Origin of the sequence: Pectobacterium sp. A5351 (assembly GCF_028335745.1) — a bacterium.
Lineage (GTDB): Bacteria > Pseudomonadota > Gammaproteobacteria > Enterobacterales > Enterobacteriaceae > Pectobacterium.
Genome location: NZ_CP116477.1, coordinates 3251411 through 3264257 on the forward strand (window position 1 = coordinate 3251411; position 12847 = coordinate 3264257).

The window sequence follows — 12847 nt, forward strand, 5'->3', positions numbered from 1 at the left end:
AGCCCGCCCATCGCGGGCTGATTCTCCTTTTAAAGGAACTAAAACAAAGCGTGATGAAAACAGGGGTAATTGATGCACAAACCATTTTTTCTCAGGGACGCATTTTTTCTGCGTAATCGTACTTTTTTGACTCACACATTACACCATCACTCACCGCGCTATATGCTAGTGCTCGGGCTAATTTGCAGTAGCCAGCTCTTCCTCTATAGCCCACAGACGCTCGCACAGGCCGTCGCGTTTGACTGGTCCGCCGCGCCAACGGAACAACAGGTCGATAGTCTGGATCTCAAGCAAGCGATTCTCCGCGCGTTTGCACGCAACCCGCAAATTGCCCAAGCCTCGGCCCAAATTCGCGTCGGCGAAGCCGATCTGCGCGTCGCGCAAAGCGCCTGGTTCCCGCAAATCGGCCTGAGCGGCAATGTGGGTCGCTCAGACCAAAGCGATACCAACGGTACAACGAGCAACAATTCCACGGCAGGGCTCACGCTGAAACAGCTCCTGTACGATTTTGGTAAAACGGGCGGCAGCATTGATGAGCAGCACAGCCTGTCAGATGCCTATCGCTATCAACTCTACGGCGTGATGACCACTGTCGGGCAGCAAACCTTACTGGCTTATCTGAAAATCAAACGCTATCAGGAACTGGGTCAGGCGGCGGAGCGTAATATCACGTCGCTCAGTCAGGTCAAAGATATCGCGACGCTCCGCTCCGAGGCCGGTCTCAGTACGCAATCCGACATCTTGCAGGCGGAAACCCGAATCGCAGGCATGAAGGCGACACTGGAGCAATATCGTGCGCTGGAACGCTCTTCGCTGGCCCAGCTCAGCGTGTTGACTGGCGTTATCCCCGCCGCCCTGCCCGATCTGCCCCGTGCGCTGCTGCAACAAAAGATTACGCTCAAAGCACTGCCCTACCAGCAAGGTAATGCCGTGCTAAGCGCACAGTCCAAACAAGAGGCATCGCGCCACCGGATTCGTCAGGCGGAAGCCCAGCACTGGCCGACCATTGCCGTGCAGGTGGGGCGTACCCGCTATGAAACCGACAGACGTAATTACTGGGATGACCAGCTACAACTGGTTGTGGAAGCCCCGCTTTATCAGGGGGGGGCCGTCAGCGCACGCGTTGATGCCGCGGCAGGCACGCGCGAAGCGGCGCAGGCTGAAGTCGAAGCAGCGAAACTGGATATGAACCAGAAAGCCTCAACAGCCTATGCCGATCTCATCGGTGCACAGCAGCGTGAAAAAGCCAGCCAGCAGCAAATTACCAGCGCGACCTACACTCGCAGCGTTTATCAGGATGAATACAAACTCAGTAAACGCAGTCTGAACGACCTGCTCAGCGTTGAACAGGACGTATTGCAGGCCGAAACCTCACGCATCGGCGCGCTCTACGACGGCTGGGAGGCGGCAGTTAACTATGCCGCGGCCGTCGATAATCTGCTGGATATGCTGGGTATTGAGCGTCATCAAGCCACTGGCGAGACGTTACCGTCGCTGTAAGCCGGCTTATCTGCCGGATAAGACTATGCAGGAATATGAATGACACAAGCCACCCAAACTGAAACCTGGATTGCCGCAATGGCGCGTGCCGCCGCCCACTATGGACAGGCGGTCGATATCCAGTCGATACGCCAGCAAATGCGCTGGTACGAACAGCAGCCGATTGCTCGCCAGTTAGAACAAATCAGCTACCTCATGGGGTTAAGCATCAGCCTGCGTCACACGGAGAAGATCCGCTGGCGCAACAAGATTTTACCGGTACTGGCGGAAACCGACGATGGCGGCGTCATCGTCATCGAATCCTTGAATGATGAAGGGGTCGCAACCTATTGGCTAAATGATGGTGGCGATCTGCAACGCGAAGCCAAACTGACGGAACTGATCACACACAGTCAGGGGATTATCGTGCTGGTCGGCATCGCGGAACGTGGCAGCGATACCCGCATCGATGATTTCGTCAAACCGTATCGCAAGCACTGGTTCTGGCAACATTTTCACGGAGCCAAACGGCAGATCGGGGAAATCTCTCTCGCCTCTATCGTAGGCAACGTACTGGCGCTAGCGGGGATCCTGTTCTCCATGCAGGTGTATGACCGCGTGATTCCCGCGCAGTCGATTCCCACCTTGTGGGTACTGTTTTTCGGCGTGCTGCTGGCTGCGGCATTAGAGTACGCCATCCGTTTGTCACGCACCGTCGTTTCCGATCTGATGGGCAAGAACATCGATCTGAACGTGTCGGGTATGCTGTTCGCCCGTGCGCTGGCGATAAAAAATGAGGCCAGACCGAAATCCACCGGCTCGTTTATTTCACAACTGCGGGAAATCGATCAGGTACGTGAATTGCTGACATCCACAACCGTCGGGGCGGCGGCCGACATGCCGTTCGTCTTTCTGTTTCTCGGGATCATGGCGATGATCGGCGGACCACTGGTGCTGATTCCCATGCTGGCGATCCCGCTAATTGTGATTCCCGGCCTGATGCTGCAATGGCCGATGGCGAAACTTGCCAAAGAAGGCATGCGCGAAAGCGCCTTGCGTAATGCGGTGCTGGTGGAGTCCATCGAAGGGATCGAGGATATCAAAGCGCTACAGGCCGAACCCTACTTCCAGCGCCAGTGGGAGCAGACGCACGAAGTCAGCGCCGCCATCGGGATGCAGCAACGCGTCTGGGGCGCACGACTCAGCGGCTGGGCATCAACCGTCCAACAGCTCACCTATGCGGGCATGCTGGTCTTCGGCAGCTATCTGGTGCTGGCGGGCGATATCACCACCGGTACGCTCGTGGCCTGTAGCCTGCTTTCCTCACGCACCATCGCGCCGCTGATGCAGCTAACGATGGTGTTTTCCCGCTGGCAACACGCGAAAACTGCCATGACCGGGCTGGATGACCTCCTGCAAAAACCGCTGGATCGGCCGGAGGACGGCAAAATGGCACACTGCCCGATCCTTCAGGGGCACTTCCAGCTCCACAACGTGCAATACAGCTACGACCCCGAAAAAGGCGATACCGCCTTACAGGTCGGTAAGCTGGAGATCAAACCGGGCGAAAAGGTGGCGTTGCTGGGTAAAGTCGGCGCGGGTAAATCCACCCTGCTCAAATTGCTTGCCAACCAGGCGACCGCGACGCGCGGCAAGGTCATTATTGACGGTGTCGACATCAGCCAGATCGACCCAGCGGATGTCCGCCGCCAGTTGGGTTTTCTGTCACAGGAATCACGCCTGTTCTTCGGTAGCCTGCGGCAAAACCTGATGCTCGGCAACCCGCACGCCACCGAGCAGGAGCTGTTGCAGGCGCTGCGCATTAGCGGCGCGCTCAGCCTGATCCAGCAAGATGCCTCCAGCCTGGATCGCATCATTCATGAAGGTGGACGCGGTTTATCCGGTGGGCAGCGGCAGATGATTCTGCTCAGCAGGATGCTGTTACGTCATCCCCAGATTGTCCTGCTGGATGAGCCCACCGCGTCGATGGACGAGCAGTTGGAAAGCCACGTGATTCACCAGTTAAGCAGTTGGCTTACGGGGCGCACGCTGGTACTGGTGACGCACCGCCCGGCGCTGCTCAAGCTGGTTGACCGTGTGGTCGTCATGGATGGCGGGCGCATCGTGGCAGATGGCCCGCGTGACCAGATTTTGAAAGCGGTCAGCAAACCGGCTGATACCGCGCAGAACGTGGCGTAAGGGGAAACACAATGAGTAGCATCACTATCCATGATGACCTGAAACGCCAGGGTCGACGCGTCTCCGTCATTATCTGGCTCAGCCTGCTGGGGCTGGTCGTCTTTTTTATCTGGGCCACCTTCGCCGTGCTAGATGAAGTGTCGGTCGGGAGCGGTAAGGTGACGCCGTCGACCCGAGCACAGTTGATTGAAAGTCTGGACGGCGGGATTATCGAGCAGTTCTACGTCCAACAGGGCAATGTTGTCGAGAAAGGTCAGGTGCTGGCGCAGTTGGACATCAACCGCTTTCAGTCCGTCTACGGCGAAGCCTTCTCCCGCGTGCAGACACTACGGGCGTCCGCCGAACGCTTGCACGCCGAGCTCAGCGGCGAACCGCTAAAATTCAGCGTGGAAACCATGAAAGAGCCTGCGCTGTCCGCGCGCGAACGTCAGCTTTATGAATCACGTTTGCGCAATCGCGATGAAACCGTTGCCAACCTGCAACAGTCCATGCGGCTGGTAGAACAGGAACTGCGTATGACGGAGCCGCTGGTGCAACGCGGTGCCGCCAGCGCCGTCGAAGTGATTCGATTACGCCGCCAGATTAGCGAGATCCGCGGAAAAATCGACGAAGCCCGCAACCAATACGCCGTGCGGGCGCGGGAAGAACAGGTCAAAAATAATGCCGTTCTGGAAGCACAGCGAGAAGTGGTCAGTGGGAAAGCCGATCAGCTCAAGCGCGCCACCATTACGTCACCGGTACGCGGGATTGTGAAAGACATTCAGGTCACGACCGTTGGCGGCGTACTGCAACCGGGCGGCAAGCTGATGGAAATCGTCCCGCTGGAGGATCAGTTGCTTATCGAAACACGCATCAACCCGCGTGATATTGCCTATATCCGACCGGGTTTACCCGCCACGGTAAAAATCACCGCCTATGATTCCTCCATCTACGGCAACTTAACGGGCGAAGTCGAAAGTGTGTCGCCCGACACGCTTCAGGACGAAGTCAGGCGCGACCAGTTCTATTATCGGGTCTATGTGCGCACCACGCAGGCGGAGCTAACCAACAAAGCCGGAGAAAAATTCCCTATCGTGCCCGGCATGGTCGCCAGCGTGGAGATAAAAACCGGCCAAAAAAGCGTGCTGGACTATCTGATTAAACCACTGAACAAGGTCAATGAAGCGCTGCGTGAACGTTAAAAAACTATCCTTTTAAGGCCCTAAACAGAAATAGTGATGCGCAAAAAACAGCGCCGCACGGGGAACCGGGCGGCGCTGTGGGGTAGAGCGATGACTTAACCGGGCTACTTCTTAACGGTGACGTTCTTGATTTGCCATGTACTGTCGCTCGTCAGTTTGACATTCTTCATCGTCACTTCTATTGGCTTTTTCGCATTCTCGCCGTTCAGGACCACCACGCCTTTGGTTTGAGACGTAATATCCTTAAAGGTAATATCACTCCAATCAGGGACATTACTTCCCTCTTTTTGCTCATACACTGTATCAATCACAATTGGCTTGGCCACATTCTTCATGACGACATTGCTATACCGAACGCCATTGACCACTCCGGCAGCCGACTTGTCGCTCTTAATGCGTAAACCATTTGTCGTGCCATTCATATTCAGGTCATCGACGGTTACATTATAAACACCCATCGTTTCGCTGCCGATCGACATGCCGTGTCCCGTCCCAAATTCATTGTGCAAAATGGAAACATTGCGCGTTTCAGAACGGCCTTTATAGGCTTTAATCGCCACATTATCATCGCCTGTTGAAATGTTACTGTGGGCAATAGTGATGTTTTTTGATGACATCGGATCGATACCGTCAGTGTTTCTGGCGGTAGACGGCGTTTTGATCGTGGTTTTCCACGCGGTCAAACCATCACTATCGCTGAACACAACGTGGAAGTTCGGGGAGTTGATTAAAGAAACGTTATACAGTGTGAAATTCTTGCTCTTGTTAATCTGAAGCAGCCGTGGGGTATTCTGTTTCAGCTTTTTCACTTTGGCATCGGCAGCCAGATCCCACCAGCTTACCTTTTTATCCTGAAGCTTCACGCCACCTTGCCCATCAATAGTGCCCGGTCCATAGATTCCGCTATTCGTGGTGCTCGTCGCGGTGATAAACGCATCACAGCCTTTACCGTTATTATCCACCACGCCGCAGGATGACGATGCATTCTCAAAAGACTTAGCGTTATTCACTGCCCGCAACGTCACGCCTTTGTCAATTAATAAGCTAACACCGGAAGGCAGGGAAAGCGGGCCACTGAGGAAGACAGAAGCGCTCCCTTCGCTCAATTTTACCGCTTTTCCTTGCCCACAATTGTTCAAGGCTTTTTGAATCGTGCTGGTGGCTGTGCTGCTGTCCGCTTTAAGTACTGTACAGGCAGCAGGCACTATCGGTTCATTTACCGTGCGGGAATCAGCAGCCAATGCTGATGCGCTGAACAGACCGATAAGCCCCAATGATAATGACAAAACGCGTTTGCCTGATTGGTATTCCATGTCAAACCTTCCCTTATAGATATCCGCAATTTTGTTGTTATCTAAAAATAAATTTCATTCTCTTTCTTATTAATAAGAAAAATAAAAAGCATTTATAGAAACTAAAAATTACCGCACATGAATATTCAGATTAATAACAGTCCATTTACATAAAAATTCCCGATGCTTATTCAGTAAAGCATTCGATTTTACGCATGATTAAATTATCACCGCAAAATTAAATGGTGCATCAACAAAACGTAGAAACAAAACGAATCCCGTCACGCACAGCAATAGGCGAGTGATAAGATTTTCACCTCTTCACACCATTCATTTTTCTTATTCTTTAATAAGAACCTTCCGAGTGTTTATTAATTACCAAAAAATAATTAAATGAAATATAATAAGCGAGTAATAAAATTAAATATAAAATAATCACAGGCTAAACTAAATAATATGATTAACCTCAACAATTTCGACGAATTATTATTCATTTCATATTCTCTGATATATAATCCTCTGTGATGCGAAAGGACCCCCTCTTTATTTTGAGTAAATAAGAGAAAAATATCCGTTTAATTTACAAGGAAAAACACATGTTTAAGTATTTAACACCGATATTTTTATGTACTGCTGCCTTTTCTTTTCAAGCCCAGGCTGATGACACAATGCTGATGCTGCTGAAAAAAGATAATGCGACCTATTTAAGCTGGTCTACCGATGCAGGCAATGTTGTTCGCCAGGACGTGTATCGCAGCACCAGCAATAATCAGGCTGGCAGCCAAAAAATCGCAGAACTCAATTCCACCGACAGGACTTTTACCGATTTAACGGCTAATCCGAAGTCAGACTATTGGTATTGGGTGGATACCGTTAGCAGTAACAATAGCGTACTGAAATCTAATGCAGCGCAAACGGCTCCGGCACCATTGCGCGCAACGGCGCTTAAGGCAACCAGTTCAGAATGTAAAGCGGGGGCGGTGATTAAAGATAAAACTGTCGACTGCGGCGGTATTACTCTGGGTCTGAGCTGTAGTGGAGACAGTGATAAACAACCTCCGGTTATCACGCTGGAAAATGCCACCATTAAGAATCTGCGCATCTCCGAGAAGGGCGGTTCTGACGGTATCCACTGTAAATCAGGCGACTGCCGTATCGAAAACGTGATCTGGGAAGATATCTGTGAAGATGCGGTGACCAACAATGGCAAAACTCTGACCATCGTCGGAGGTGTCGCACATAACACCACCAATGGCCCTGGCGGCAAGCCGGACAAAGTTCTGCAACAGAATGCCAAAAACAGCCACACTATCGTACAGGGCAACTTCACCCTGACGGGTCAACACGGCAAACTGTGGCGCTCTTGCGGTGACTGCACCAATAACGGCGGTCCGCGTAACCTCACCATTATTAGCGCAACCGTTAACGGCACCATTGATAGCATCGCTGGCGTAAACCGTAACTTTGGCGATGTGGCTGAAATCCGCGATCTGCGTATTAAAAACTACAAAGAAGGCAAACCGCCTGTATGTGAAGAGTTTACCGGTGTAGAAAAAGGCAAGGGCGATTCACCAAAACACGGCGAATTCTGGGATACCAAGAACTGCAAAGTTAGCCGTTCAAACGTTAAAGCCCTGTAATTCTGCCAGCAGAGTTCACAGCCATTACTCTAAATAATTCGAGTTTCAGGCAGGCTGCAAGAGAAGGCATCCCGATGAGCTTACTCAGGTAAGTGATTCGGGTAACTGACAAATCTGCCATAGGCAGGTCTGAACGCTGCTTGCAGCGGCCCCAACGGGGCGAGGCACACGTCAGCGTGCCGAGTAACGCAGCCAACGCACATGCAATTTGAAGTATGACGAGTATAAATTAATATTCCCTCTGGGGTTCTGACGCATCCATCGTCAACAGACCGTGCAACAACGCACGGTCTGTTTCATTTCATTACCCTTGCTGCAATTCGGTAAACAGCGTGCGCTTCAGCGCCAGTTCGACACCACGCAATTCCGCCAACCCTTTCAGACGACCGATTGCCGAATAGCCGGGATTGGTTCTCTTTTTCAGATCGTCCAGCATCTGATGCCCGTGATCCGGGCGCATGGGAATTGGACGACGATCGCCTGCCTTCTGGCGCCGCAACTCTTCCGCCAGAATGGCCTTGATGATCGCCACCATATCCACATCCCCCTGCAAATGCGCTCCTTCATGAAACGTTTTGGGGTGGTCTTCCCGGCAGGTGCTGCGCAGATGGGTGAAATGCACGCGATCGCCAAACATTTCCAGCATCGTAACCAAGTCGTTATCGGCCAGTACACCGTACGATCCCGTGCAGAAGGTAAAGCCGTTATGCAGGCTATCGACCGTCTGTTTCAGCCAGCGCATGTCGTCAATGGTGGACATCACGCGCGGCAACCCAAGAATCGGGCGCGGCGGATCATCGGGGTGAATGGCCAGGCGAATACCGACAGCCTCCGCAACAGGCACAATCTCACGAAGGAAATGCCCAAGGTGCTCACGCAGTTTCGCATGGTCAATACCGTCATATTCCGCCAAACGTCCACGGAATTGTTCCAGCGTATAGCCCTCTTCAGAGCCCGGCAGGCCTGCGATAATGTTCCCCGTCAGGCGCGCAATCTCTTCTTCACTCATCGCACAGAAGTAGTCGGCAGCCTGTGCCTGTTCATCCGCCGTGTAATCTTTTTCGGCACCGTGACGCTGTAGGATATGCAGTTCAAAGGCCGCAAAGGCAATATGATCGAAACGCAGCGCTTTTGCGCCATCCGGCAGAACATACTCCAGATCGGTTCGCGTCCAGTCCAATACGGGCATGAAGTTATAGCACACCGTATCGATCCCGCACTGCGCCAGATTGCGCAGCGATTGCTGATAGTTGGCGATATGCTGCTGATACTTCCCCGTCTGGGTTTTAATTTCTTCATGAACCGGTACGCTTTCCACCACCGACCAGACCAGCCCTTTCGCTTTCAATTCGGCTTTGCGCTTTTCAATCTCTTCAACCGACCAGATTTCACCATTGGGAATGTGGTGCAGTGCCGTCACCACGCCAGTCGCACCAGCTTGCCGCACGTCATCCAGTGAGACAGGATCGTTCGGGCCGTACCAACGCCAGGTTTGTTCCATACTGAGTTACCTTTTTTCGCCAAGTGAGAAAGTTGTTTTTGTCACTTTTTTCATCAATAAATGAGGAAAAGACTACCTCACCGGGGCAGGCTGTCAAACGAAATGCACAAATTGATTGACCAATTACACAAAAAACTCAATTTTTGGCCTAACAGGCATCACAAATAGAGTGTAAAAATGAAAATGAAATCAAAAACAGGTTATTTGGTCTGATATCTTTTCTCTCCGCACACCGATGCGATACCGGAGAGAAAGGTTACACGGGGACATATACCCTAAATAATTCGAGTTTCAGGACAAAACGTTAACGTTTTGAACAACGCAAAGCGTTGGCCCGCTAGGGCGAGGCTCACTTATGAGCCTCGTAACGCGGCAAGAGAAGACATCCCGATGAGCTTACTTAGGTAAGTGATTCGGGTGGGTGACAAATCTGCCAGAGGCAGGTTTGAACGCTGCTTGCAGCGGCCCCAACGGGGCGAGGTACACGTTAGTGTGCCGAGTAGCGCAGCCAACGCACATGCAACTTGAAGTATGACGGGTATACAGGGGGAATCAGGATTCCAGACGTGAGGGAACAGACTCGAACAGGTAGCCGTCGAATGCCGGATCGTCCACATTCGAGATTTCCAGCAGTTTAATTTTTACGTTTTCCAAATGCTGCCACATTGCCTGACGCGCCATGTTCACATCGCGACGAGACACGGCACGCAGGATCTGCTCATGATCGTCCAGCCACTGGCGCTGATAGCTGAAATCATCGGTATGGGAGTGAATGCCTTGCCACATTGGACTGCGTTTACGCGCCTGCCACACCTCATACACCATATTGGCTAAGACGCTGTTTTGGGTAGACTGCGCCAGCAGGCAATGGAATTGTTCATCGGCGCTTTCATCCACGCTGCCGTTTTCAAGCGATGTCCTTTCTTGTTCAATGGCCTGGCGCATTTTCACAATGTCGCTTTTGGTTGCCTGCATCGCGGCAAACGCGGCCACTTCGCCTTCCAGCAACTGGCGCGCCTGCATCAGCTCGAAGGGACCATAGCCGCTGTCCACTACGCCATCTTTCCCCTGCGCGGTCGGCAGTTGCATAACATAAACGCCAGAGCCTTTACGCACCTCAATCAACTTTTCCAATTCCAGCATGATCAGGGCTTCACGCACTACGCTGCGGCTGACGTTGTAGGTTTCAGCAATATCACGTTCTGGGGGCAAGCGATCGCCAATCTGATAGTTGCCCTTCAGAATTTCCGCGCGAAGATTGTCGCCAATCTGCTGATATAAACGCATACCGCTATCCCTTTATTCAACATCGGCCATCGTAATATTGGCCTGACCAAAAGACAGAAAAATGCCTAATTTGTCTGAAGTATAACATGAAGCCCCACTACGCCGCACGCTGAGCAATCTGCACGCGAAATAATTTCGGATATAGTGTTGTCGAGCGCCGTATCCCATTCGCTATCAGGTTGATGTCGCCAGCAGACAAGGAGCATAAATGACAATAGATGTATTTCGGTTCGTTTCATGGACAGTCTGGAGGCGGATAATGGCCGGTTTGCTCACCCTTATCGGCGTCATTTTCATGGTGGTAACGTTTTGAGCAACACAACGTGTTGGCCCTTCAGGGCGAGATTTAAGGGAAGACAACACATCTACGGCTTGAAGTATGACGGCGGCTGTCATCATTTGGTCATCAAGGGCAGGTATTTTGACTTAAAGATAAATCCGCCCAAAGATTAACCATGATCGCCATGTCCGTTCCTTGCGCCCGACCGCTCATCCGGGGTACACCGGTGGCGCGAGATCTTTGCATTCCCCTGCCGGACGTTTCTCCTGACACCGACAACGCCACCGTATTGCAGTTATTCAGTAAAAATAAAGAGTGGGTCAGCCTGCCTGTCGTTGAGGATGGACGCCCTTTCGGCTTAATCAACCGCCACATTTTTCTCTCGCAGATGTCGCGGCCTTTTTATCGCGAACTGTACGATAAAAAGAGCTGCATCGCGTTTATGGATAACAACCCGCTGATTGTTGATGCGCTGGCGTCGTTAAACGACGTGGCCGATCAAACGGTGATCACCGGTGATAAGTCGCTGACGGACGGCTTTATGATCACCGAGAACGGGCGTTATATCGGTATCGGATTGGGCATCGATCTTATCAAGGCCGTCTCTGATATGCATCTGCGTCAGCATCAGCAAATTATGCAGAGCATCGAATATGCCAGTGTAATTCAGGCCGCCATGATGACGACATCAACGCAGGCGATGTCCCGCACGCTTGCAGACTGGTGTTTGGCCTGGGAACCGCGAGACTGTGTCGGCGGTGACTGCTATGCCTTTAAAACCTATCAGAATGGCTGGCTTGCTGCCGTCGCAGACTGTACCGGACACGGCGTACCCGGCGCATTTATGACGCTGATTTTCTCTTCCGCACTGGAACAGGCGCTAACACAGCACGGTCCGATGCTGCCTGCGCAGCTATTACAAACGATCAACCACTATATTAAAGATACGCTGGGGCAGCGTGACGAAACGTGCCAGCTTTCTGCCTCTAACGACGGCTGCGATGCCATGCTGATGTTTTGCGACATGACGCGCAACACGCTGACATTTGCCGGCGCGAGGATGCCAGCCTTCATGCTGCAACGTCATACCGGACAACTGACGTCACTCCAGTGCAATCGTATGGGGATCGGCTATACCGAAACGCCTTATGACTACCAGTGGTCGAGCTACGAATTGCCGCTTCATGATAACGATATGTTTTTTACCACCACGGACGGATTGACGGATCAAATTGGCGGAGAACGCAGGATTATGTTTGGAAAACGCCGGCTACAGGCGCATCTCCAGCACTATCAACACCAACCGATGCGCGACCTGGCTAACCAGCTCCTGTCGGCACATAAGATCTATCAGGGCGATCAGACCCGACGAGACGATTTAACATTTTGGGGCTTCCGACATTGTTCGACTTTTGTTTAATCAGACAGGCAGGATGATGCCAAACATCAAATACACTGAATTTTTCTCGCCCTCGCACCAGCATGACATCACGCTGTATTACGTGGGCTATTTTTCACAAAACATCATCAGTTCACTGGCAGAAACCATGCAGCTACAACTGGAGAAAAAGCAGCTTCCTGCCGGTATCCGCCGCAGACTGTTCTCTACCTTCGTCGAAATGGTGCAGAACATTACTCGCTATTCCGCCGCGCCGCTAACGGCGCTCGATCAGCCCGTCGAGGTCCGTCACGGTGCCGTCTGTCTGGGTTACGAAAATGGGAAATACTTCCTGCTGTGTGCCAACCCGGTCCACCCCGACGATATCGAAACGCTGAGGGGACGTCTTGAACCACTGCGCGGTATGACACTTGATGAAATCAGCCTCACCTATAAGGCCTCTCTGCGTGCTGAAACCCCGTCATCAAGCAAAGGCGCGAATATGGGACTGTTGACCGTCGCGCGTGATGCCAGTGAGCCACTCCAGTTTACGTTTCGGGCAGACGCATCAACGGGACTATCTACGTTTTATCTGAAGGCAATCATTTGA

Annotated in this window: 9 protein-coding genes; 6 read left to right on the forward strand and 3 right to left on the reverse strand. The window is 52.2% G+C overall.

Features of this window, described 5'->3' with window-relative positions; all coding sequences use genetic code 11:
• Positions 1–72 precede the first annotated feature (72 nt).
• The 3 genes from O1Q74_RS14990 to O1Q74_RS15000 are packed head-to-tail and all read left to right on the forward strand — an operon-like array spanning position 73 to position 4859.
• The gene (locus tag O1Q74_RS14990) at positions 73–1500 is read left to right on the forward strand and encodes a TolC family outer membrane protein (RefSeq protein ID WP_271874393.1); all 1428 of its coding nucleotides are present in this window, start codon (positions 73–75) and stop codon (positions 1498–1500) included.
• 39 nt (positions 1501–1539) lie between these two features.
• Positions 1540–3678, forward strand: a complete 2139-nt coding sequence (locus tag O1Q74_RS14995) for a type I secretion system permease/ATPase (RefSeq protein WP_271874395.1) — start codon at positions 1540–1542, stop codon at positions 3676–3678.
• An 11-nt stretch (positions 3679–3689) separates the two neighbouring features.
• Positions 3690–4859, forward strand: a complete 1170-nt coding sequence (locus tag O1Q74_RS15000; protein WP_271874398.1) for an HlyD family type I secretion periplasmic adaptor subunit — start codon at positions 3690–3692, stop codon at positions 4857–4859.
• A 104-nt stretch (positions 4860–4963) separates the two neighbouring features.
• Here O1Q74_RS15000 and O1Q74_RS15005 read toward each other — a convergent pair whose 3' ends face one another.
• Positions 4964–6172 carry a glycoside hydrolase family 28 protein gene (locus tag O1Q74_RS15005; protein ID WP_271874401.1) on the reverse strand — a complete coding sequence of 403 codons (1209 nt, stop codon included), beginning with the start codon at positions 6170–6172 and terminating at the stop codon, positions 4964–4966.
• A 575-nt stretch (positions 6173–6747) separates the two neighbouring features.
• Between O1Q74_RS15005 and pelI the strand changes: the two genes are divergently transcribed.
• On the forward strand, positions 6748–7791 hold the full coding sequence (gene pelI / locus O1Q74_RS15010; RefSeq protein WP_271874404.1) for a pectate lyase PelI: 1044 nt from the start codon (positions 6748–6750) through the stop codon (positions 7789–7791).
• A gap of 304 nt (positions 7792–8095) precedes the next feature.
• Here pelI and uxuA read toward each other — a convergent pair whose 3' ends face one another.
• Both uxuA and O1Q74_RS15020 read right to left on the reverse strand, forming a co-directional pair.
• Entirely contained in the window at positions 8096–9292 is a 1197-nt protein-coding gene (gene uxuA / locus O1Q74_RS15015; RefSeq protein ID WP_271874406.1) for a mannonate dehydratase, read from the reverse strand.
• A 552-nt stretch (positions 9293–9844) separates the two neighbouring features.
• Positions 9845–10579 (reverse strand): FCD domain-containing protein, encoded by a 735-nt coding sequence (locus tag O1Q74_RS15020; RefSeq protein ID WP_271874408.1) that lies wholly within the window; start codon positions 10577–10579, stop codon positions 9845–9847.
• A gap of 455 nt (positions 10580–11034) precedes the next feature.
• Here O1Q74_RS15020 and O1Q74_RS15025 point away from each other — a divergent pair, with 455 nt between their 5' ends.
• Together O1Q74_RS15025 and O1Q74_RS15030 are read left to right on the forward strand one after the other, a co-directional pair.
• Positions 11035–12279 (forward strand): SpoIIE family protein phosphatase, encoded by a 1245-nt coding sequence (locus tag O1Q74_RS15025; protein WP_271874410.1) that lies wholly within the window; start codon positions 11035–11037, stop codon positions 12277–12279.
• Positions 12280–12292: 13 nt separating this feature from the next.
• On the forward strand, positions 12293–12847 hold the full coding sequence (locus tag O1Q74_RS15030; protein ID WP_271874412.1) for a SiaB family protein kinase: 555 nt from the start codon (positions 12293–12295) through the stop codon (positions 12845–12847).

Excerpts from the sequence above, each read along its gene's own strand:
- O1Q74_RS14990 (WP_271874393.1), top strand. The coding sequence starts at position 73 with ATGCACAAACCATTTTTTCTCAGGGACGCATTTTTTCTGCGTAATCGT.
- O1Q74_RS14995 (WP_271874395.1), top strand. The coding sequence starts at position 1,540 with ATGACACAAGCCACCCAAACTGAAACCTGGATTGCCGCAATGGCGCGT.
- O1Q74_RS15000 (WP_271874398.1), top strand. The coding sequence starts at position 3,690 with ATGAGTAGCATCACTATCCATGATGACCTGAAACGCCAGGGTCGACGC.
- O1Q74_RS15005 (WP_271874401.1), bottom strand. The coding sequence starts at position 6,172 with ATGGAATACCAATCAGGCAAACGCGTTTTGTCATTATCATTGGGGCTT.
- pelI (WP_271874404.1), top strand. The coding sequence starts at position 6,748 with ATGTTTAAGTATTTAACACCGATATTTTTATGTACTGCTGCCTTTTCT.
- uxuA (WP_271874406.1), bottom strand. The coding sequence starts at position 9,292 with ATGGAACAAACCTGGCGTTGGTACGGCCCGAACGATCCTGTCTCACTG.
- O1Q74_RS15020 (WP_271874408.1), bottom strand. The coding sequence starts at position 10,579 with ATGCGTTTATATCAGCAGATTGGCGACAATCTTCGCGCGGAAATTCTG.
- O1Q74_RS15025 (WP_271874410.1), top strand. The coding sequence starts at position 11,035 with ATGATCGCCATGTCCGTTCCTTGCGCCCGACCGCTCATCCGGGGTACA.
- O1Q74_RS15030 (WP_271874412.1), top strand. The coding sequence starts at position 12,293 with ATGATGCCAAACATCAAATACACTGAATTTTTCTCGCCCTCGCACCAG.